Annotated in this window: 16 protein-coding genes and 1 riboswitch; of the genes, 4 read left to right on the plus strand and 12 right to left on the minus strand. The window is 55.8% G+C overall.

Going from position 1 to position 22,834, the window contains the following annotated elements:
- Positions 1-45: 45 nt before the first annotated feature.
- The 8 genes from thiH to ABJT94_RS15600 form a co-directional block, all read right to left on the minus strand.
- Positions 46-1,167 carry a 2-iminoacetate synthase ThiH gene (gene thiH, locus ABJT94_RS15565; RefSeq protein WP_348477661.1) on the minus strand — a complete coding sequence of 374 codons (1,122 nt, stop codon included), beginning with the start codon at positions 1,165-1,167 and terminating at the stop codon, positions 46-48.
- The gene (locus ABJT94_RS15570; protein WP_348477660.1) at positions 1,157-1,942 is read right to left on the minus strand and encodes a thiazole synthase; all 786 of its coding nucleotides are present in this window, start codon (positions 1,940-1,942) and stop codon (positions 1,157-1,159) included. Before ABJT94_RS15570 ends, thiH begins: the two co-directional genes overlap by 11 nt.
- The gene (gene thiS / locus ABJT94_RS15575) at positions 1,942-2,157 is read right to left on the minus strand and encodes a sulfur carrier protein ThiS (protein WP_348477659.1); all 216 of its coding nucleotides are present in this window, start codon (positions 2,155-2,157) and stop codon (positions 1,942-1,944) included. Before thiS ends, ABJT94_RS15570 begins: the two co-directional genes overlap by 1 nt.
- Positions 2,154-3,653, minus strand: a complete 1,500-nt coding sequence (gene thiE / locus ABJT94_RS15580) for a thiamine phosphate synthase (RefSeq protein WP_348477658.1) — start codon at positions 3,651-3,653, stop codon at positions 2,154-2,156. Before thiE ends, thiS begins: the two co-directional genes overlap by 4 nt.
- Entirely contained in the window at positions 3,646-5,607 is a 1,962-nt protein-coding gene (thiC, locus tag ABJT94_RS15585; protein ID WP_348477657.1) for a phosphomethylpyrimidine synthase ThiC, read from the minus strand. The genes thiE and thiC overlap by 8 nt, the downstream gene beginning before the upstream one ends.
- Before the next feature lie 202 nt (positions 5,608-5,809).
- Positions 5,810-5,920: riboswitch (TPP riboswitch) on the minus strand.
- 217 nt (positions 5,921-6,137) lie between these two features.
- The gene (locus ABJT94_RS15590; protein ID WP_348477656.1) at positions 6,138-8,081 is read right to left on the minus strand and encodes a hypothetical protein; all 1,944 of its coding nucleotides are present in this window, start codon (positions 8,079-8,081) and stop codon (positions 6,138-6,140) included.
- Between the two features lie 74 nt (positions 8,082-8,155).
- Positions 8,156-10,309: a cadherin-like beta sandwich domain-containing protein gene (locus ABJT94_RS15595; RefSeq protein ID WP_348477655.1), complete on the minus strand. Its 2,154-nt coding sequence runs from the start codon at positions 10,307-10,309 to the stop codon at positions 8,156-8,158.
- 107 nt (positions 10,310-10,416) lie between these two features.
- Positions 10,417-10,845 carry a hypothetical protein gene (locus ABJT94_RS15600; protein ID WP_348477654.1) on the minus strand — a complete coding sequence of 143 codons (429 nt, stop codon included), beginning with the start codon at positions 10,843-10,845 and terminating at the stop codon, positions 10,417-10,419.
- 331 nt (positions 10,846-11,176) lie between these two features.
- On the opposite strand from ABJT94_RS15600, the gene ABJT94_RS15605 reads away from it, so the two are divergent.
- Both ABJT94_RS15605 and ABJT94_RS15610 read left to right on the plus strand, forming a co-directional pair.
- A complete protein-coding gene (locus ABJT94_RS15605) occupies positions 11,177-11,995 on the plus strand; it encodes a helix-turn-helix transcriptional regulator (protein ID WP_348477653.1) in 819 nt (272 codons plus the stop codon).
- Between the two features lie 429 nt (positions 11,996-12,424).
- Complete coding sequence (locus tag ABJT94_RS15610; RefSeq protein WP_348477652.1) at positions 12,425-14,491, plus strand: methyl-accepting chemotaxis protein; 2,067 nt, start codon at positions 12,425-12,427, stop codon at positions 14,489-14,491.
- Positions 14,492-14,539: 48 nt separating this feature from the next.
- Here the strand turns inward: ABJT94_RS15610 and ABJT94_RS15615 are convergent, their stop codons facing one another.
- The 4 genes from ABJT94_RS15615 to polA all read right to left on the minus strand — a co-directional run bounded on the left by ABJT94_RS15615 (position 14,540) and on the right by polA (position 19,832).
- Positions 14,540-15,496: a biotin-dependent carboxyltransferase family protein gene (locus tag ABJT94_RS15615; RefSeq protein ID WP_348477651.1), complete on the minus strand. Its 957-nt coding sequence runs from the start codon at positions 15,494-15,496 to the stop codon at positions 14,540-14,542.
- Positions 15,489-16,187 (minus strand): 5-oxoprolinase subunit PxpB, encoded by a 699-nt coding sequence (gene pxpB, locus ABJT94_RS15620; RefSeq protein WP_348477650.1) that lies wholly within the window; start codon positions 16,185-16,187, stop codon positions 15,489-15,491. The genes ABJT94_RS15615 and pxpB overlap by 8 nt, the downstream gene beginning before the upstream one ends.
- Complete coding sequence (locus ABJT94_RS15625) at positions 16,187-16,918, minus strand: 5-oxoprolinase subunit PxpA (RefSeq protein ID WP_348477649.1); 732 nt, start codon at positions 16,916-16,918, stop codon at positions 16,187-16,189. The genes pxpB and ABJT94_RS15625 overlap by 1 nt, the downstream gene beginning before the upstream one ends.
- Before the next feature lie 85 nt (positions 16,919-17,003).
- Entirely contained in the window at positions 17,004-19,832 is a 2,829-nt protein-coding gene (gene polA, locus ABJT94_RS15630; protein WP_348477648.1) for a DNA polymerase I, read from the minus strand.
- A 403-nt stretch (positions 19,833-20,235) separates the two neighbouring features.
- Between polA and ABJT94_RS15635 the strand changes: the two genes are divergently transcribed.
- Together ABJT94_RS15635 and ppnN are read left to right on the plus strand one after the other, a co-directional pair.
- The gene (locus ABJT94_RS15635; protein WP_348477647.1) at positions 20,236-21,168 is read left to right on the plus strand and encodes a homoserine kinase; all 933 of its coding nucleotides are present in this window, start codon (positions 20,236-20,238) and stop codon (positions 21,166-21,168) included.
- Between the two features lie 143 nt (positions 21,169-21,311).
- Positions 21,312-22,691, plus strand: coding sequence for a nucleotide 5'-monophosphate nucleosidase PpnN (gene ppnN, locus ABJT94_RS15640; protein ID WP_348477646.1), 1,380 nt, complete (start codon positions 21,312-21,314; stop codon positions 22,689-22,691).
- Positions 22,692-22,834 lie beyond the last annotated feature (143 nt).

Here is a 22,834-nt window from a genome sequence, read left to right on the forward strand (position 1 = left end):
AGGCAAGAAACACCACTCTGGCAAACCGGAAATCGGACCTTTATCTCATTCTGACACATGCAAGTGCGGGTCCCAGTCTTTCCAGACCGGCTGGTAGTTTAACCTTTGAACAGCAGCAACAACATCCTTCAGGGTGCGATTGTCGTCAATACTGAACTGCTCCAAGGCTAAATCCGGCTCTACGACATAGCCACCGGGCCGGGTGGAAGACCCGGCACTTAAGCTGGTCACTCCCAGGGGCAGCAAATGTTCGCGCAACGCGGCGGGCTCACGGGTCGACAGACTCAGTTCCAGATTGGGGCTGAACAGACGCCAGGCACAGATCAGTTGCACCAGGTCGGCATCCGACAACGGATGCGGTGCTATAAAGCCCCCTTCGGCCGGCCTCAACCGGGGAAACGACATCGAGAACCGGCTGCGCCAGCAGCGACGCTCCAGAAACCGCAGATGATGCGCCGCCATCAGGCTGTCCAGCCGCCAGTCAGCTAGCCCGAGCAACACACCCATACCCAGGCGGTGTATGCCAGCGGCGCCCGCTCGCGCCAGTGCCGCCAGGCGGTGATCGTAGTCGGCCTTGTTACCGCGGGTATGGTGCTGATGATAGGTCGGCCGATGATAGGTTTCCTGGTACACCAGCACCGCATGCAGCCCGGCCCGGTGCAGGCGGCGATAATCGTCGGTCGACATGGGCTGCACCTCCAGGCTGATCTGCGCAACCTCAGGGCCCAGTTGCAGCAATGCCCGCTCGAAGTAGTCGACCCCTGCCACCCGCGGCGCTTCGCCAGCCACTAACAGCAGGTGCTCAAACCCCTGACGCTTCAAAAAGGCCACCTCCATGGCCAATTCGGCTCCCGTCAGCACCTTGCGGCGCACCCGGTTGCTCATCGAAAAACCGCAATAGTCGCATTCATTGGCACAGGCATTACTGACGTAAAGCGGCGCAAACAGTTGCTGTACCCGTCCGAATCGCTGCACCGTCAGCTGGTGACTGAGCTGCGCCATGGTTTCCAGGTAAGGCCGTGCCGCCGGGCTGAGCAGTGCCATCAGGTCATCCGCAGTGCGCTGGGAACGCGCCAGTGCGCGCTCCACATCGGCGGCCGTTTTGGCATAAAGCGCCAACCCTGAGGTCTGCCAGTCGGGCGGCTGGAAATCATAATCAGCCTGCATCGGAATCACCCCCGGTCTCCAGAAAAGCCGTCAACGGACTGGATGCTGCGGCCCGCAGGCCCGGAGTGGCCAGCCCGGCCTGGCGCGCCTGAAGGCCCGCCTCAACCGCCGCTCTGAAAGCAGCCGCCATTGCCACCGGGTCGGTTGCGGTGGCGATGGCCGTATTGACCAGCACCGCATCGGCACCGCGCTCCATGGCTTCGGCAGCCTGGGATGGCGCCCCGAGGCCTGCGTCGACAATCACCGGCACCCTGGATTGCTCGATGATGATGTCAAGAAAGGGCGCAGTGACCAGACCCTGGTTGGAGCCAATGGGTGCCGCCAGGGGCATCACCGCCGCACAGCCGGCCTCTTCCAGGCGTTTGCACAACACGGGGTCGGCGTGCACATAAGGCAGAACGATAAAACCCAGCTGTACCAGGCGCTCCGCCGCCTTCAGGGTTTCCACCGGGTCGGGCAGCAGATAGCGCGGGTCCGGGTGAATCTCCAGCTTGAGCCAGGGGGTGCCCATGGCCTCACGGGTCAGTTGCGCCGCTTGAATGGCCTCTTCGGCGGTGCGCGCACCGGAAGTATTGGGCAACAGACGGTACCCGGCGGCCTGCAGGGGCTCGAAAATGGCATCCCGGTCGCGCCGGTCGAGTCGACGCAACGCCAAGGTCACCAGCTCGGTTCCGCTGCTGGCAAGCGCATTGAGCATCGTCTCTGGGGAACTGAACTTGCCGGTTCCGGTCAGCAGGCGCGATGAAAAGGACGTATTGGCAATGGTTAACATCATCAGCCTCCTGCTACCGCTGAAAACAGATCAAGCCGGTCACCCTCGGCCAGTTGCCGCTGCGACCAGAATGGGCGGGGAACCACATCACCGTTGCAAGCTACCGCCAGACCCTTGGGTGCCGGTGCATCACGCACTTCCAGGTAAGACAACAGGGCTTCGGCCAGTGTTGCATCAGCGGCCAGTTCGATACCTTCACCGTTGCAAAAAATCTTCATGCTGCACCTCCGGTCAGACGTTGCCACTGTCGGTCCAGATCGCGCCAGGCGTGCGGCGGTGACTCGGCCTCCGTGATGGCGGTCACCATCGCGACCCCGGATACGCCGCAGGCGGCCACACCTTTCAGGTGGTTTTGCTTGATGCCGCCGATGGCAACGGTCGGGCAGTCAGTACCAAGCAACGCCTGGTACTCCGCCAGACGATCCAGCCCCTGTGGTTGGCTGGGCATGACTTTGGTTGTGGTGGCGAACACATGGCCCAGGGCGATGTAGCTCGGCTGCAACCATCGGGCACGACACAGTTCGGCGTAGCCATGCGTTGAAATACCCAGGCGCAATCCCGCCCGCCGTATGGCCGGCAAATCCGCACCGGCCAGATCTTCCTGACCCAGGTGCACGCCAAAGGCACCGAACTCCAGCGCCAGTGCCCAATGATCGTTGATAAACACCTGCGCCTGATAACGTTCACCCAGCTCGACGGCCCGGTAGATCTGAGCCGCCAGGCGTTCGGTATCCAGGGTTTTCAGGCGCAACTGAATCGTGCTGGCCCCAGCTGCCAGCAAGGTTTCGAGCAGCGCGACATCGCCCACCACCGGATAGACGCCCGGCGCCCGGTTCAGTTGCGCAAACGCCTTGTCAGGTGTCGGGTCATCACCGATCTGTCGGATCTCGGCAAACGGCATCGCTGACCGGTTTACAACGGCTTGGCGTGCCAGCGTACCCGCCCCCTGCCCAGTGGCATAAGCCTGCTGCAACCCACAGTGCACAAAGGCATTGGCAAGGGCGACAGCGTCCATCAGGTCATAGCCCAGCGCACGGCTTGCCGCCCAGGCGCTGCTGAGTGTGCAGCCAGTGCCGTGGGTGTGGGGCGTGCTGAGCCGGGGCTGGTGCAGACACCAGTGACCGCTGGTGTCGAAACACTGGTCGGTGATCCGGGCTTCCCCGGGCGCATGACCGCCTTTGAGCAAGACACTCACGCCAGCGTCATGGTGTAACCGCCGGGCCGCTTCCTGTTGGGCTTGCGGGTGACCCTCGCACCCGGTCAGCCAGCTCAGTTCGGGCTGGTTGGGGGTGACCAGATCCACCAAAGGCAGCAACCGGTGCAGGGCGGCGTGAACCGCTGGCTCTGTCAGCGCATCGCCACTGGTGGCGACCGCGACCGGGTCGAGCACGACCGCTAGCCCTGGCCAGCGCTCGTGCCAGACGGGCAAGGCCTGAACCAGGTAATCGATCTGCGCGAGACTGGCCAGCAGTCCGATCTTGATGGCCGCTGGTGGCAGATCATCGGCCAGAGCGGTCAACTGCGCCTGAAACGCCGCCAACGAGACCGGCTCAGCCATGATCAACCCCTGGCTGTTCTGCGCCGTCACCGAGGTGATTACCGTGGCGGCATGACCGCCCAGAGCCGTGATGGCCAGAATGTCAGCCTGGATACCTGCCCCCCCGCCACTATCGCTGCCAGCGATGCTCCAGACGATGGGACGCGGCTCACTCATGCTCACCTCCCTGCGCCGGCGAATAGAGCCGCGCGCCCTGGTCGCGAAATTCGGCCGATTTTTGCGCCATGGCGCTGTCCAGCTCAGTCCGCAGAGGTATCCGCTCTGAGTCAGCTCTTTCCGCTGCCACGGTATCACGCACTTCCTGGCTGATTTTCATCGAGCAGAATTTGGGGCCGCACATGGAACAGAAATGGGCCACCTTATGGCCCTCTTTGGGCAAGGTTTGGTCGTGAAACTGCCGGGCGGTATCCGGATCGAGCGCCAGGTTGAACTGGTCTTCCCAGCGGAACTCGAACCGCGCCCGGCTCATGGCGTTGTCGCGTATCTGGGCGCCGGGATGGCCTTTGGCGAGGTCTGCCGCGTGGGCGGCGATCTTGTAGGTGATCAGCCCCTGTTTAACGTCATCCCGGTCCGGCAGGCCGAGGTGTTCCTTGGGAGTGACGTAACACAGCATGGCGCAGCCGTACCAGCCGATCATGGCCGCGCCTATGCCCGAGGAGAAATGATCGTAGCCCGGTGAAATATCCGTAGTCAGCGGGCCCAGGGTGTAGAACGGCGCCTCATCGCAGCATTCCAACTGCTTATCCATGTTCTCCCTGATCAGATGCATGGGCACGTGACCAGGCCCTTCAATCAACGTCTGAACATCGTGCTTCCAGGCGATCTGCGTCAGTTCGCCCAGGGTTTCCAACTCGGCGAACTGGGCTTCGTCGTTGGCGTCGGCAATGGAACCAGGCCGAAGACCATCGCCCAGTGAGAACGACACATCGTACGCCTTCATAATGGCGCAGATGTCTTCAAAGTGGGTGTAGAGAAAGCTCTCCTTATGATGCGCCAGACACCATTTGGCCATGATCGAGCCACCGCGACTGACAATGCCCGTCACCCGATCCACTGTCATCGGAATATGGTGCAGGCGCAGACCGGCATGAATGGTGAAGTAATCGACGCCCTGCTCAGCCTGCTCGATCAGCGTATCGCGATACATCTCCCAACTGAGGTCTTCGGCAACGCCCCCGACTTTTTCCAGAGCCTGATACAGCGGAACGGTACCAATCGGCACCGGCGAATTGCGCAGTATCCACTCGCGGGTCTCGTGGATGTTGGCCCCGGTCGACAAGTCCATCACCGTGTCGGCGCCCCAGCGGGTGGCCCAAACCAGCTTGTCGACTTCTTCTTCAATACCCGAAGTGACGGCCGAATTGCCGATGTTGGCGTTCACTTTCACCAGAAAGTTACGGCCAATGATCATCGGCTCGGCTTCCGGGTGATTGATGTTGCAGGGGATGATCGCCCGGCCCCGGGCGACTTCGTCGCGCACAAACTCCGGAGTGATGTATTCGGGAATGGCCGCGCCAAACCCTTCACCCCGGTGCTGACGCGCCAGTGTCTCGTCTTTAAGGCGCTCGCGGCCGAGGTTTTCCCGAATGGCGATATATTCCATTTCCGGAGTAACAATACCCTGGCGGGCATAGTGCATCTGAGTCACGTTCCGCCCGGACTTCGCCTTGCGCACCATTCGGCTTCGGATAAAGCGCAACGCCGCAAGCGCTGGATCTTCGGCACGCTGACGCGCGTAGTCCGAACCGGGAGCATCTTGCCATTCGGTATCGTCGCGCGCTTCAATCCAGGGTTCCCGCAGTGCAGCCAGCCCGTGTCGCAAATCAATCCGGGCATCCGGGTCGGTATAGGGCCCTGAGGTATCGTAGACAATCACCGGCTCGTTGGTGCGCCACTCGGGCGAGGCCGCTGTACCGCCCACCCGGGTATCCGAGAGATGTATAGCGCGCATGCCGACCCGGATGTCCGCCTGGGAACCGGCAATGTAGAGCCGCTCTGAGTTGGGAAAAGGCGCGACAGCGTCATCTTTCAATTGCTGAACACGCTCGCCCAGTGGTGCGCCTGGTGTCTGTTTGGCCGATTTTTTAGTGGCAAGTGTGGATAAGGTCATTTCGATCGTTCCTCGCAAAAGCGACGGAGCGAACGCAGGGGGGAGCTGTGGGTGCAAACAAGATGCTGGCAAATAAACAACAGACGCCCGGGTCTGCTGTCTGCCAACACACACCCGAACAAGCATTCAAACCCGGTAAGCCCGGTTTGAACTGGAAATACCGAATCCGGTGGATTCATAGCCTTCAGGGCGTAGCCCCAAGACTGGTATTCCCCTTGTTTCCTTCGCGAGTACGAACTCGATCAGGTTCAACGGATCCCGCTAGTGCGATCTCAGCCAGGGATTGGTTACCCCGGCACTCCGACAAGACGAGACAAGGGTACTTCCTCACCCCAGCCACTTCAAGCCAGAATAACGCTTTCTTGCGCATCCCACACAGCTGGGCAAGCCCGCCTGGCTTTGCCGGGTCAAGATCTTATTAGTATAGAAACCAGCCCTTATTACACCGTAATATAGCTTGTAAATAATCAGCGCAACCAGATAGCTTGCGCTGATTAATGCGTTGACTGCTTCGCGACAGCATCCAGGGTTTAGGGTGTAATCCGATGGACAAACCCCGAGTTGCTCTCACCGTTGCTGTCCCATCTTGGGGTGGCGAGTAAATAGAAGCTACCGTCATCCGGAGCGGTAACCGACGGGTCTACCGCTGCGGATGAGAAATCAGAGGGAGTTGACCCTGCAAAACTGTTGATTTGCGTTCCAGTAGCGCCATCCATCAGACGCGCTGTACCAGCATTCAGGATGCCGCCGTCATCATCAAATCGCGACAGAATCACATAGTTGCTATTACCCAATGGAATGATGCCCGCACCCCCTCTCAATAACCTGTCCGCAAGAAGGTCATCCGCCTGATCACCATACAACTCACTGATTTGCATTCCCGTACTGCCACTGACCAGACGCACAGAGCCAACGTCCTCTAACGCGCCACTGTCGTCTTGCGACGAAGCAATCACAAAATTCGCATTGCCCAGGGGGAAGATACCATCGCTTGATAAATGGTCGTCTGCTTGATCACCAAACAGTGGCGTGCCAATGGCCAGACCGGTTGTGCCGTTCATCAGGCGGGCCGAACCAACATCTGCAGACATGGCACCATCATCAAGCCCCGAACCAATAACATAATGCCCATTAGACAATGCCGTCACACCTTCGCTACCCAGCTGGTCATCGGTCTGGTCGCCGTAAAGAACATCGATTTGCACGCCCGTAACGCCGTTAAACAACCGCACTGAACCGGCATCGACAGCCCATCCGTCATCAAACGTTGAAACAACAACGAAGTTACCATTGCTCAGTGCCGTGCCTGATTTTTCAAGCGCCAGTGTAAATCCCGTGCGGCGAAGCCCAAGTGAGTCGTCGGATCCATCGCCAAAAAAATCATTGATGAGATTGCCTGTTGTACCATTGACCAGGCTAATAGACCCCACGTTGTTAAATGCGCCGTCATCGTCATCCGGGGAGAGAACAACGACATTATCGTTTGTCAGCGCCAGTATTTCACTGCCAAACCGATCGCTTGCTTCATCACCAAAAAACGCATTAATTTGCGCGCCTGTGCTGCCGTTAAACAGTCGTACTGAACCGTTCGAAAACATCCCACCGGTAGCGTCGCTGGGCGAAGCCACAACATAGTTGTTATTGCTCAGCGTTTGAACACCACCACTTCCCAGTGAAAGATTCGCTGCAGCGCCTTCCAGAACGCTAATTTGCGCACCGGTACTGCCATTCATCAAGCGGACTGAACCCGCACTACCGATCAAACCGTTTCTATCTGCAGGTGATACGACTACGTAGTTGCCATTGTCTAAAACAGCCACACCTTTTGAGCCAATTGAATCACCGGATTGGTTTCCTAAAAGCGCACTAATCTGTGCACCCGTACTACCATCGATCAGGCGTACTGAGCCAGCACTGGTAATCGCGCCATCACGGTCCCCGGGTGACACCACCACGTAATTACCATTAGCCAGTACGGTAACCCCACCAAAACCCAGAAAATCACCTGCCTCGCTCCCGAACACTGCATTAATCTGTGCGCCTGTCTCGCCATTCATCAGCCGTACTGAACCAGCGTCCGTGAGCGCGCCATCATCATCAGATTCTGATGTAATAATGTAATTATTACCCAATGCCGTTACGCCGCCGAGTCCGATCCGGTCATTACTGGAATCGCCATAGATACTGTCGATCAGATCACGGGTATCTGCGTCATAAAGATGGACAGCACCATTGTTATCCGCTACGGAAGAGTCACCCGGGTCGGTAATCACGATATTGCCATTATCAAGAATCACAACCTGAGATCCGAAACCGTCATCATCACCCGGTGTTGGGTCGGTTAACATAGATCCAGATGATGGTGAATTTCCGCCGCCGCCACCTCCGCCATCACCGCCTCCGGAACAGGCGAATAAGGCGATGGTGGGTATCAATATCAGGGCCGTGATAAGCTTACTGTTCTGAGTGTGCATTCCTTGCCTCCTTAAACGGTTAGTTATAATAGGCTTGATATCTACACCTGTTTTAAGGCGAATCATTTCACAGCCTAAGGGACTACCACCCTAACCATGCCAGCATCAGTTTGACCGTTTTTATCTGCGTATGGCGTGGACATAATGTAAAAAACACCGTGACCAGGTGACACGACGAATACTTCAAATAAATCATTAACAGTGCTGCCGACAATGGCACTACCCAATTGCAATCCAGTAGTGCCATCGAGCAACCTGACAACCCCGGCATTGAAGATACCGCTTACGTCTTCATTATCTGAGGCAACAACATAGTTGCCAGTCGGCAGTGGAGTAATACCGCCAGACCCCACAGCATCGAAGTTTTCATCCCCTGCCAATGTGCTGCCTATCTGCACACCGCTGTTGCCGTCAACCAACCGAACTGAACCAGCATCGACAATGCCGTTTTCATCATCGAATTCTGATGAGGCGACGATATAATGACCATTAGAGAGCACTGTAATGCCACCAGAACCTAAACTATCGTCTCCCACATCCCCTGCTAATGCGCTTCCTATCTGCACTCCGGTACTACCATCAAACAACCGAACAGAACCCGCATCTATGATGGAATTTTCATCATCGAATTGTGAAGCAACGACATAATGGCTATTGGGCAAGGCTGTAATACTGGTAGCCCCCAAGGCGTCACTGGTGTCATCCCCTGCTGACGTACTGCCTATTTGAACACCGGTAATACCATTTACCAACCTAACCGAACCGGCATTGACGACACCATTCTCATCATCATTGATAGAAGCAATCACGTAATGACCATTGGGCAAGACTGTGACACCGCCAGACCCCAAACGATCATTTGCAACATCCCCCACTAACGCATTACCTATTTGCTCTCCTGTACTGCCATCTATTAAACGTACTGAACCCGCATTGACTACACCGTTCTCATCATCAACCCTTGATACAACCACGAAATGACTATTGGGCAAGGCTGTGACACTGCTGGCCCCCAGTGCATCGCCTTCTACACCCCCTGATAGCGTGCTTCCTATTTGCATGCCAGTACTGCCATCGACCAATCTCACCGAACCGGCATTGACGACACCATTTTCGTCATCACTCCCCGAGGCAATGACATAGTGGCCATTAGCCAAGGCGGTAATACTGCTGGAGCCCAAGGCATCATTCGCGACATCCCCTGCTAACGTACTGCCTATTTGAATTCCGGTACTGCCGTCAACCAACCGAACCGACCCGGCACTGACGATGCCGTTTTCAGTGTCGCTTGATGAGGCTATGACATAGTTATTGTTCGGCAGTGCCGTGATACTACTGGTCCCCAAATAGTCAAATTCGACATTCCCTGTTATTGCACTTCCTATTTGAATGCCGGTATTGCCATCCATCAGTCGAACCGAGCCTGCATCCTCGATACCATTTACGTCATCGTATTCGGAGGCAACAATGTAATAATCGTTTCCTAGCGCCGTGACACTGCCAGACCCCAGATTGTCATATTCAGAATCCCCCGTTAATGCGCTACCTATTTGGATTCCCGAACGGCCATCAACTAGCCGTACCGAGCCAGCTTCGACGACACCGTTTTCGTTATCATCTTTTGAAGTAACGACATAATTACCATTTGGCAGCGCTGTAATGCTGGTAGATCCGAGCCGATCACCGCCCGCGTCACCATAAAGGCTGGCGATGGGCGTAGATGAAAATGGACTGTACAAATGAACGGCACCATTAACGGCAAATCGACTGGAATCTTGCGGATCACTGACAACAATATTGCCATTACCCAGTATGACCACCTTACTACCGAATCTGTCAGTCGCGCCTGGTGTTGGATCGAGTAGCTCAAACGAAATAACCCGAGCTATCATGACGGTATAAACCTGACTACTGGTGCCATCCGGCGCGGTAACGGTCACAGTGAGCTCTGTCTCACCCGCATCGAGCTCAATTGGGCTGCTGGCCGCACCTGACGATGCGGTTCCGCTAATCGTCACCGTGGCATTAGCTTGAGTAGGTATTGCAGTCACGGTGCTGGAGTCTTTTCCCGTGATAACGGTATAGTCCGTTGTCCCGGGTGCAAACGCAGGGCTGATCGTTCCGGCGGAGACGGTCAGCTCCGCCAAGGTCGCATCATTGCTGGCAGAAGTGTCGCTTTTGTTTCCTGAATCGCTGCAAGCAACAACATCGAACAATACGGCCAGCATCAGTAGCAGTCTGGGTAGTGACCTAAATCCATGCATAATTCACTTCCTTTGATTGTAAAGGCGTCCGTTATCTTCGCTAGTCAGACCCGGTCCAGGTGTCTACTCAGTTACGGCACATAGCGAAAAATGATGCGCAGCTCGGTTTCACCCTCTTCCACGTCCAGATAGCTTCTAGTACTACTGGAGAGGCTAAAATAACCACCGTCAGCGCGCTTGGCTGCAAAGCTGACTCTGCTATCGTTGTCGGTCTTGCTGAATATTTCAAAGCCCGCCGCTTCGAGTTCTCGCTCATAGAATCTTAAGACGCTTCTAGCGGTGTCTTTTGTGGCAAGCGACCCATTGGCCTCTTGTATATCGCCAACAGCGTACTGGCCAACATCGACAACGCGAGTATCGGGCGCCATCGATAAATTAAACGGCATCTCAAACTCTGAAGGTCCCGCTGCCAGGGTCTGCCCACCGAACGTGGCCAACAACAGGTAGGCCACTACAATGGCCCAGAGCCTTATCAGGTTGTCGATGATGTGCTTACTCAAAGTCATCACTCCTTAATGATTCGTTGTTAGCGCTGCAAACTACTGGTTCTGGACCTGGCAGCCAGTAAATTTGTGTCTACTAATAGTCAGCCTCCGTCACAAATAGCTACTTTGACCGGATATTCGCCTCACTTTTGGGATAAGATCAGACCGCTGGGTATCTTGTTCCCACCAGGACGCTGAGTAGCCCCGGGAACCCGGGAGGCGTTTTTAGGAGCTTCCTGATTTTAGGTGCCTATAGAGAATATGGGGCTAGAGTCAACCGGACAATACGCCTTATTGCGTATGCTCAGGCATTTTCAATGCGGGACAACTGGATGGAGGCAAGGCTTTGGTAAGTAATCTGACCAAATCTCAACTGGAGCAAGTGTTGCTTATAATTGAAGAAGCACACAAAGTATCGACTGCAGGGGATCTCAGGCAATGCGTTGTATATGGTGTTGGGGCACTGGTGGAATCGTCATCATGTGCATGGACAGAACTGAAGTCAGACCTTTTTACAACAACAACCGCGACCACAACACAGGTTGATATCAGTAACAAGGACGTAAACGTTACTGAAGCCGCCCTCTCATTTGACCAGTATGCATCTCAACACCCGGTCATCGCCAGGCTGATCCAGAAAGGCAACCTGGATACAACGAGCATATCTGACCTTCTAACCCGCTCGGCATTTCAGAACCTTGAGCTCTACCAGTGCTTTTACAAGCAATTGCTCACTGAGGATCAACTCTCCACCGGTTACATCGAGAATGGATACGTAACAGGCCTCTCTGTTAATCGCGCGACTTGGGGTTTTACACAAAGCGAACGAAGCCTGTTAAGTCACGTCGCAAACTGCGTTTTCCCATTGTACAAACTATTGCAACGGGACATATACAGCGAAACAGACAATCGACCGATGGTAGGAGCCTACACGAACGCCATTTTAGAGCACTATCCGGTGCTCGGTATTACACCCAGAGAAGCGGACGTACTGGCGTTGGTTGCTCGCGGAAAGTCCAACAAGCACATTGCGGTGGCATTTACTATCAGTGAGGGAACGGTAAAAAAGCACGTGGAAAATATGTTTCGAAGACTTGGCGTCAACAATCGAGTCAGCCTTACGATTAAGGCTATGACAACCATCCAAAATACCATCAGCGAGTAGCGCCTCCAAAGCCAAGGATCTGCCTGTGAACCACTACTGGTTATCCAATGGCGCCTCAGCGACATAGATAACAAACCATTCTACCGACTCAATCTGGTCAATTATCATAGATTCCCGGAGGGTAAGGTTTTAGAGAGTTGACTCCAGAATTCAGCGCGATACCTGGACCTGGCGTGTTTCTTTCAAGTGTATGGACCCAGCCAAGCGCATCCGTTTCCGCCTGTGCAACCTTAGCGAAGATACACAACTGGCCTTCAAGCACCACAGGGCGCGCCCGGAATACCCCCTTTTCCGCCACAAGGTCATATTACTATTAAAAGCCGTCTTTTTAGTACAGGTCATACTGTTACTTTCCCCCTACTCTTAACCCCATCCAAAAACAATAAGGCTGCTCGCATCCAGGGCAGCTAATGCACATGGGTGACCACCATGATCAAGACCGTACCGGCACTCAGTATCGTCGGGCGCATCAGCCTGGGGTTCATCATCGTAATCCTGTTCGTCGTGGCAACTTCTGCCATCAGCGTGCGCAATTCGGCATCGACGATCGACGAACTTACCCTACTTACCGAATCTGCAACCCCCATTGCGCGGATCACGAGTCGGATTGACTTGCTTACAGCGCGTGTCGCCGAAGATTTTCAAGTAGCGATCAACGCTGAGTCAGACATTCGCCTGACAGAGCTGGTTGCCCGACTGAAGGAACACCAGTCAAACCTCGAAGCTGAACTGAATGCCTTGCAGGCCAGACTCGATGCATTGCCCAACACTCGCAACGAGCAAGCGGCACTGGAAACGTTGCGCGGTGAGCTAAGCCAAATTTTTTCCACCGTGAATCGACTTACTGACGGCAAAGCGCGCAGCCTTGATTTTGACACCCGATACAACACCCTGGTACTTGAATCGAGTGACGTCAGGACAGGCCTGGCAACGGCGTTTGAGGATTTTTCATTGTCACTGGCCGATGACTATGCGCTGGCTGTTGCCAATGAATTTTACGCATCGTTCCTCAGCGGTCTGCTTTTGCTCAAAGATGTTAGCCTGGCAACCCATACCGACCAACTTCCCGATCTGGAGCAGCGGTTTGACCTGTGGCTACAAGACCACCAGAATTTATTCTTCAGCTTCACCACCATGGCCATGAATGATCCGTCATCAAGGCCCTTCATGCAATTGACGCAATCGACCACGGCTCAAATCCAGAAACTGGTAACCGGTACGGAAACCGACTCATCTGAGCCCGATGTCGATGCATCCAGGCTACTGGAAAGTCGTGAGGTTTTGCTTAACTACCAACAAGCCGCAGCGCTTAGTTCGGTAGACATTCGAAAAGCCCAAAACAGTGTTAGAGCTTCGTTGTCGACACTGAACAATTTCTCCCAACAGTATGCCACCAACGTTACCGACCGGGTGGATGCGAGCCTAACGCTCGGTACTCAATTGATCGGGGTTGGCTTGGCCGTCATCATACTCACCATCAGCCTGGTACTGTGGCTGATCATCAAGAGCATAAGGGCGCCTATGGCCACCTTGAAAAATGCGTTAAAGTCACTGTCGACCGGCGACCTGAGTAACAGCGTAGAATCCCGACACCGCGACGAGATGGGCGACCTGATTACAGCGGTTGAAGCGGTTCGGGCGGCATTAAGCAACATGATCACTGACCTTAAAACAAAAGCACATGACATCACTGACTCGGCGCTTCAGAGCAAGCAGTTAAATGCCTCCGTCAGTACGGCATCCAGAGAGCAAACTCAGGAAACAAATCACATCCTGTCAGCCGTACAACAAATGGAGTCTGCTGTGCACAGCGTGGTTGACCTGAGCGGGCAAGGTCGACAGGTTGCCATTACAGCGCATGACGAAATTTCGACAACCGCCCGTGATATTCGTGACAACGCCAAAGCTATGGACAGCCTGAACGTCGCCTTTCGTGAAGCCACTGACACCATTGAACGACTGAACAGCGACATGAAGGGGGTTGAAGTTATCTCGAAAACAATCGAAGGCATTGCCGAACAAACCAATCTACTGGCGCTCAATGCTGCCATAGAAGCAGCGCGCGCTGGCGAACAGGGCCGCGGGTTCGCCGTTGTCGCTGATGAAGTCCGAATGCTGGCAAGCCGAACCTCAGACTCTACAGCTCAGATCCAACAGACCGTGGATGGGCTTGTCACGGCATTCAGTAATCTGTCTGCCTCGCTGCAACAAAGCGGTCAGAGAATCACTGAAAGCTGTCAGGTTTCGACAAAAGCCAATGCGGCCATACACGATTTTCAAGCCAGAATTAATAACATTAGAGAATTGAGCGATCAGATATCGGTAATCGCAGAGCAACAGGATCAAAGCATCAGCGCCATCCGCTTGCAAGTTAACCAGGTGACAGGCAACGCTCGCCTCGCGGAAACGTCGGCGCAAACATCAACAGATAACAGTACCCGCCTGAGCGTAATGGCAGCCGAGCTCGACGCCATGGTCATGAAATTCAGGAACTGATGCGTCCCAGCCTGCGTATTGGTTATTATCGAGGCTATTCAAACCGCATCATGGCCAGGCAATCTGACGTTCATCATCGACCCACTGGCTCACATTGAAAAACCGATCAAACACGCGACGTTCAGCCTGAATCCGATCAACATCACAGAACTCGAAGATGACGTGTGTTCCCGGGCTGCGCTGGCTCAAGCGTGCACAATCCAGGCTGGACACACAGCCGATCTTAGGGTACCCGCCAATGGTCTGTCGATCTTTGAGCAAAATTATGGGCTGTCCGTCTGGCGGGATCTGCACCGCTCCGTAGGCGATGCCTTCGGAGGCCAGCTTTTGAGCGTTGGCTGCGACAGCAGGACCGCTAAGCTTGAACCCCATGCGGTTGATGTCGTTGGTCACCTCAAAATCCGACGTTTCAAAAGTTCGCCTCGCCAGCAGACTGAACTGTTCGTATTGGTAGCCCGGAATCACCTTAACCGCTAGCGGGCTATTGTAGTTTGGTCGGTGTACCCATGGCACGCAATGCAATGGCTGTTCGGGCATTTGCTCAAAGGAAAGTCGATCGCCTTTTTTTAGCGGGCCACCATCCAGCCCACCCAGTTGTTCACGCACGACAACTGAACGGCTACCGAATTGCACCGGTGTTTTCCACCCGCCAGCGACGCCGAGATAGGCCCATAACCCGGACCGGGCCTGGCCGAAACGAATCACATCACCGCGTCGAGCCCGATGACTACACCAGTTTTCGACTTCGTCACCATTTAGGGTAACCGGGATATCAGCCCCGGTAACGACGATCGTCGTGTCTGCACCGATCTCTGCTTCAAAGTTACCCAGTAGAATTTCAATACAGGCTGCGCCTGCGACGTTTCCCAGCACTTTATTCGCCCAGGAATACGCATGCTCGTCCATAGCACCGCCTTGCGACAAACCTTGCTGAAAATAGCCCGAGCGACCAGAGTCCTGAATGGTGGCTTGCCACCCAGATTGGTGCACTCTCAATTCAGTCATCCAAACACCCCCCTCGGTTGAGGAATTCGGATCGTCCGATCGGCTTGAAGCGCACTCGGTCTCCAACCTGTAAAAACGACACCCGCCCGTCGCGACCAGACGCATCAAACATAGGCTGAGGAGTACGGCCAACAATGTTCCAGCCACCTGGCGACGGCAACGGATACACCGCCGTCTGGGCATCGGCAATGCCAACACTTCCCTGCGATACCCGGCGGCGGGGACTACTATGACGCGGTGTGGCAATGCGCTCATCCAACCGGCCAAGAAAGGCAAACCCCGGGTTAAACCCAATGGCAAACACCTGGTATTCCCGACCTGAATGTACCTCGATCAGTTCACTCACTGTCATCGATTTTTCTTTCGCCAGGGCCTCCAAGTCATAGCCCACACAGGGGTCATACCAGACGTGAATATCAACCAGCCGCCCCCCGGTACTGCCCGGCGCATTGTCGTTGTCGATAGACGCCAACAGACGCGTCAGCTCGCGAACCATCCATTGGCTGTCGACCCGGTTATAGTTGTAGAGGCACAACAGCGTTGTATAGGAGGGAATCAGATCGATAACAACAGAGCCCAACTCAGAGCGGATTGCTTCGACAGCCCGGGCGATAACCGGAATAAGCGCCTCGTCAATGTCGCGACCGAATTCAACCTGAACAGCCTGTTCAGAAACGGCGTGAACACGCATCAAAGTGCACTCAGGGCTTCACGTACAGACCTTGCCGCAGCCAATGAACTTGCGTTATCGCCATGAATGCACAGCGTATCGGCGTCGAGATCAAGCCAACGTCCGGTATGTGTTGTGACGCCCCGATCCCGGGCAAAGGAGACCGCCTGGGCCACGATGGCCCCGGCATCATGTAAAACACTGTCCGCAACAGAACGCGGCACCAGGTTGCCGGAGTCGTCATAGGCCCGATCAGCGAAGACCTCAAACATCAGGTCGACACCCAACGACGCAGCCAGCAGTTCATGCTCTGCCCGCTTCGCATTGGCCGCAATCATCACCGGCAGATCGCCGTAGTCCCGCCCGGCTTTCAATACGGTTTCGAGGATGGCCGGGTCCCGCATCATGTCGTTATACAAAGCACCGTGTGGTTTCATATAGCGGACTTTTGTTCCCTGTGCTCGGCACAGACCATCCAGTGCACCGACCTGGTAAAGCAACAAGGCATGCAGCTCATCCGGTGAACAGGCCATAGAGCGACGCCCAAAGCCGACCAGGTCTGGGTAGGCCGGGTGAGCCCCAATCTGCACCTGGTGTTCGCAAGCCAGCTTCACGGTATTGGCCATGATCAGCGGGTCGGATGCATGAAAACCGCAGGCAATATTGGCCAGATCTATTAGCGGCATTACCTCGGCATCCATCCCCATGGTCCAGACACCGAAGCTTTCACCCAGATCACAATTCAGTTTCATGGTGCCTCCTCTTAATTGGAAAAGCGGCCACCTTTAATGAGGTGTTAGCCCGGGCTGAGTTGCGCAATTCGTTACGACCGTCGTGTTAGTGCGCCTCTTCCCAGGAATCCCCGATACCAATATCAACAATCAGCGGCACATCCAGACTGGCGCAATGCTGCATGCGCACCCGCACGCCATCGATCACTGCATCCAGTTCCGACTCTGGCACCTCAAACACCAGTTCGTCGTGCACCTGCATCACCATTTGCGCCTTGTAGCGACTTTTATGCAGCCAGTTGGCCACATCGACCATGGCCATCTTGATGATATCGGCTGCGGTGCCTTGCATCGGCGCGTTAATGGCCGTGCGTTCGGCGGCGCGTTTGAGCATCTGTTTGCTGGAGTTTATGTCCGGCAGATAGAGGCGTCGACCGTATACGGTTTCCACGTAACCCGTTTCGGCGGCTTCGGCCCGGGTTTGCTCCATATACTTGCGCACGCCGGGGTAGCGTTCGAAATAAGTATCGACATACAGCTTGGCATCGCCCCGGCTAATGCCCAGTTGCTTGGCCAGTCCAAAGGCCGACATGCCATAGATCAGTCCGAAGTTAATCGCCTTGGCCGAACGCCGTTGCTCGGAGGTGACCTCCGACTCTTCAAGCCCCATGATTTCAGCGGCCGTGGCACGGTGAATGTCTCGCCCTTCCCGGAATGCCTGAATCAGGTTCGCATCCTGCGACAGGTGCGTCATGATGCGCAATTCAATTTGCGAGTAATCCGCCGCGACGATTTTATACCCCTTGGGCGCGACGAAACCGCGCCGGATTGAACGACCTTCATCGGAGCGAATCGGGATGTTTTGCAGGTTCGGATCGGTCGACGACAGACGTCCGGTCTGGGCACCGGTCTGATTGTAGCTGGTGTGCAGACGACCGTTGCTTTCTACCAGTTCTGGCAGTGGATCGGTGTAAGTACCCACCAGTTTACGCAGATGGCGATACTGCAAAATCAGCTGCGGCAGTTCGTATCCCTGCGCGGCTAACTCGCTCAATACTTCTTCATTGGTACTGGGTGCACCACTGGCGGTTTTCGCCACAACCGGCAATGCCATTTTGGTAAACAGCACTTCACCGAGTTGCTTGGGCGAGTCCAGGTTGAATTCAGTGCCGACCAGTTCGTGACACTGCGTTTGCAGTGCATCCAGTCGTTCTTTGAAATCGTGACTGAGCTTTCGAATGTAGGCCGTATCGAGCAGGGTGCCGTTGTTTTCCACTTCGGCCAATACTTTTGATAGCGGCTTTTCAATATGTTCGTAAACACCGGTAATCGACCGGCTGGCCAGGGCCAGATCCAGCCAGTGTGCCAGGCGCGCAGTCAGGTCTGCCCGCTCGGCAAACCAGGGGCCAATCTCGGCCGGGTCGGCACTTTGCAGGGGTAGTTGGCGTTTGCCAAACTTGCCCAGGAAATCCTCAATGGTTTTCGGCTGTTTATCGAGGTAAGTGCGAAACAGATTATCCAGCGAGATCGGCGAGAAGTGATTGCTCAGATCACTGTTGCGACGCACAGTACTGTCGTAAACAAAAGCCATCAGTTGTACATCGAGTGCCAGGTTTGCTGCCTCAATGGAACGCGGCATCAGTACATGCCAGAAAGCTTTAAAATCATAACCGCTTTTACGAACCGCATAGGTCGCGAGCACCGGCGATAGCAATTCGAATGTATCTTCTTCGCTCAGCGTATCGCCCTGTTCCGCCAGTATTGGCACGTAACCGCCCACGCCCGGCTTAACCGCCAAGGCAAACCCGACCAGGGCCGACTGGTGATAGTGCCCCAGCTCCCGAACCGGCAGCACAGTCAGCGTCTGGTGCTCTTCTGCCTGCTTTAAAAAAGCAGCCAGCTTGTCTTTTGAATCCAGCAATTGATGGTCGAGGCTTTCGGGCTCTTCAACGTCGGGCGCAGTACCAGCAGCTGCCGATTTGGAGGCCTTGGTTTTTCCCGCCGCTGAGGCAGAAGACTTTTCCGACGTCTTACCAGAACGGGCCGGGGCTTCTTCACCGCTTAGTTCACGCACCCAGGTCTTGAACTCATATTGCTGAAACAGGCCAAGCAACGCTTCGTTATCCGGCTCCGTTGGCACCAGCTCTTCCAGCCGAACGTCCAGTTCGCAATCGAGCTTGATCGTCGCCAGTTCATAGCTCAGGTAAGCCTGGTCTTTATGTTCTTCGAGTTTTTTTGCCATGGTCTTGGCGCCGCGAAACTCGAGCGTGGCGATTTTATCGAGGTTGGCATAAATGTCATCGAGCCCACCCAACCCCTGAATCAGTCCAAGCGCGGTTTTCGGGCCCACGCCCGGCACACCGGGAATGTTGTCGACCTTGTCGCCCATCAGCGCCAGGTAGTCGATCATCAATTCAGGCCCGAAACCGTATTTCTCGGTCATGCTGGCGACGTCCAGCTTTTCGTTCTTCATGGTATCGAGCAGGGTCACATGCTCGCTGACCAGTTGCGCCATGTCTTTGTCGCCGGTACTGACCACACACTCGCAACCACTGTGGGTGGCCTGGTAGGCCAGCGTACCAATCACGTCATCGGCTTCAACGCCCGGCACACAGAGCAGCGGCAGGCCCATGGCCCGGATAATGGTGTGAATCGGGTCGATCTGCACACGCAGTTCATCCGGCATCGGCGGCCGGTTGGCCTTGTAGTCTTCGTAGAGATCGTTGCGGAAGGTCGGCCCCTTGGCGTCGAACACCACGGCGATGCGGCTGTCCGGGTAATCACTGACCAGCTTGCGCACCATGGAGATCACCCCACGAATGGCGTTGGTCGGGGTGCCGTCACTGGTCGAGAGGTTCTGAATGGCAAAAAAAGCCCGAAACAGATAGGAGGAACCGTCCACCAGGACAATCGGCGCGCTGGGATTCGTAACCATGGAAGTCTCTTCTTTAAAATTCTAGCTGCATCTTACCACCTGAATTTTGGAACTTCACAACACAGTGAGTGAGAGTAAACCACATGCCGAGTGCCGGCTGCCGGGTAGGCCTCTGCGGGGTAGCCCGCAGCAGGGACTAAAACGCCGGGAGCGTTTTAGCATGAGCGAAGCGAACCCGAAGGGTGAATCCCATGGATGGGATTCATATCCTGCGGTCTAGGCCCCATGGATGGGTTTACGCCTCCCCCGCAGAGGCCTACCCAGTAGCCGGTACGGACTCATGCCCCCGTAGTTGACCCAGCCTCTGCTGCCCAAATGGCAGCGACAACTCATCTTTTTCACGGTGGGCTTGGCTGAACAGTCGGTTTATACTCCCGCCTCCATAACGCAACGCAGTGCCAGTATGTCTGTATTTACTGAACTCAGCCGGGAAGACATCGAAACCCTGCTCGACGCTTATACTCTGGGTCACTATGCAGACCATCAGGGCATCAGTGCGGGTACCGAGAACACCAACTACTTTGTCGATACCGATCTCGGCCAGTTCGTGTTAACCGTGTTTGAAAAGCACCAGCCAGAGGAACTGCCCTTCTTTCTGGCCCTGGGCGAGCACCTGCACGACGCTCACTGTGCCGTGCCGCAGCCGTTTCGCACCGCCGAAGGTGAGTTTATGGTTCAGTTGTACGGCAAGCCGGCGGTCTTGTTCGAGCGGGTTGCAGGCCAGCACGAGCAGCCCAGTCTGGCGCATGCAGCGACGGTGGCGGGGGCCCTGGGTAAAATACACCAGAGTACTGGCCTTTTTTCCGGCAATCGCGCGCACAGCCATGGTATTGGCTGGATTCGGACGCAGCAGCAAGGCCTCGGCCCCGATCTTGAAGCAAACGATGCGACCTTGCTGGCGAGCGCCCTGGATCGGCTTGAAACCATCGACCGGAGCCTGCCGCAAGGCGTCATCCATGCCGACCTGTTTCACGACAACGCGCTGTTTGATGAAGACGGCCTGGCGGGCATTATCGACTGGTATTTTGCCGGTATCGACCTCTATGCACTGGATATCGCCACATGTCTGATCGACTGGTGCCTCGACAGCGAAGGCCTGCCGGATACCGCCAAGGTGGCTAACTTCATTAGCCACTATGAACAGACCCGCCCCTTGAAACCCGCAGAGCGTGCAGCCATACCAGACCTTACGATACAAGCCGCCACCCGCTTCTGGTTAAGCAGAGAGCTGGCGCTGCGTGCCCACTCAGGCACGGGTAATGTCACCCAGAAAGACCCGCACCAGATGAAACGCATCGTCAGCCATTTGCTCCAGAACCCGCTGGCCGGGCTGTAACCCACTATACTGTTCCGGACGAACCGGAACGAAGAATCCACAGCGCCGCAGCGTCGGTTTACCGGCGGCTGCGTGTGTATCGCCGACGCCCTGGAAGGCCCGGCCATTAATGAACCGGGGGTAAACCCCGATAGGACCTGTGAATGAAACGAAGTACCGTAAATGCCTCCGTCACCCCCAAAGGCAGCCTGGAAGTGCTGTCTCAGCGGGAAGTGCAAAAACTGAAGTCGGCCGGTGAGAATGGCCTCTATGAGCTGTTCCGTCGCTGCGCCCTGGCCATTCTGAATACGGGCTCGACCAGCGACAACGCGAAAACCATCCTCGAAACCTATCCGGATTTCCAGATCGAGATCGTGCAGCAAGACAGAGGCATACGCCTGAACCTGCGCCATGCCCCGGCCGATGCCTTTGTCGACGGCGAAATGATTGCCTCAACCCGGGAAATGCTGTTTTCGGCACTTCGCGATATTGTCTACACCGCCAGCGAACTGGAGAGCAAACGGGTCGATTTTGAGTCCAGCGATGGCATCAGCGACTACGTCTTCCACCTGCTGCGCAATGCCCAGTCGCTGCACGCGGGTGAAGAGCCGCGTATGGTGGTTTGCTGGGGTGGCCACTCTATTGGCCACGAAGAGTACGAATACACCAAGGAAGTCGGCCACGAACTGGGGCTGCGTGGCATGGATATCTGCACCGGCTGCGGACCGGGCGTGATGAAGGGGCCGATGAAAGGCGCTGCCATCGCCCATGCCAAGCAGCGCATTCGCCAGGGGCGCTATCTGGGCTTAACCGAGCCCGGCATCATTGCCGCCGAAGCCCCCAACCCCATCGTCAATGAGCTGGTGATTCTGCCCGACATTGAAAAACGCCTCGAAGCCTTTGTGCGGGTCGGCCACGGCATTCTGATCTTCCCCGGCGGCGCCGGTACGGCAGAAGAGTTGCTGTATCTGCTTGGCATTCTGCTGCATCCCTCAAACGCAGACCTGCCTTTCCCGCTGATTTTGACCGGCCCGAAATCGGCCGAGCCCTACTTTCAGCAATTGCACGAGTTCATCGCCCGCACCCTGGGTTATGCCGCTCAGCAGCGCTACAAAATCATCATCGGCGACCATGCCCAGGCGGCGCGGGAAATGGTGCTGGGCATTGAGCAGGTGCGCGTCTTCCGCCGTACCAAGGCCGATGCCTACCACTTCAACTGGCAGATGCACATCGACCACGAATACCAGCGCCCGTTCGAACCCACCCACGCCAACATGGCCAAACTCGAATTGCGCAAAGACATGCCGGTGCACCTGCTGGCCGCCAACCTGCGCCGGGCCTTCAGCGGTATTGTCGCCGGTAACGTCAAGGAGCAGGGCATTCGCCTGATTGAGCAGCATGGCCCCTATGAAATCAACGGTGACCCGGACATCCTGGAACCGCTCGACAACCTGCTCGAAGCCTTCGTTAAACAGCACCGGATGAAGCTGCCGGGCACCGAGTACATTCCCTGCTACGTCATCGGGAAGAAACAACCCGCCTGAGGCCCGGGCCCCAGGTAAGGGGCCAGTTACTGTAAACCGCAAAACACACCCGGAAAAAACGACTAGGCTGTACAGGAAACACGCGAGCACGATAAGGGCCTGATCAACGTGGTGAGCCAGACCGTCACAGCAAAGCCTTCCAG

Origin of the sequence: Saccharospirillum sp. (genome assembly GCF_039982735.1) — a bacterium.
Classification (GTDB): domain Bacteria; phylum Pseudomonadota; class Gammaproteobacteria; order Pseudomonadales; family Natronospirillaceae; genus Saccharospirillum.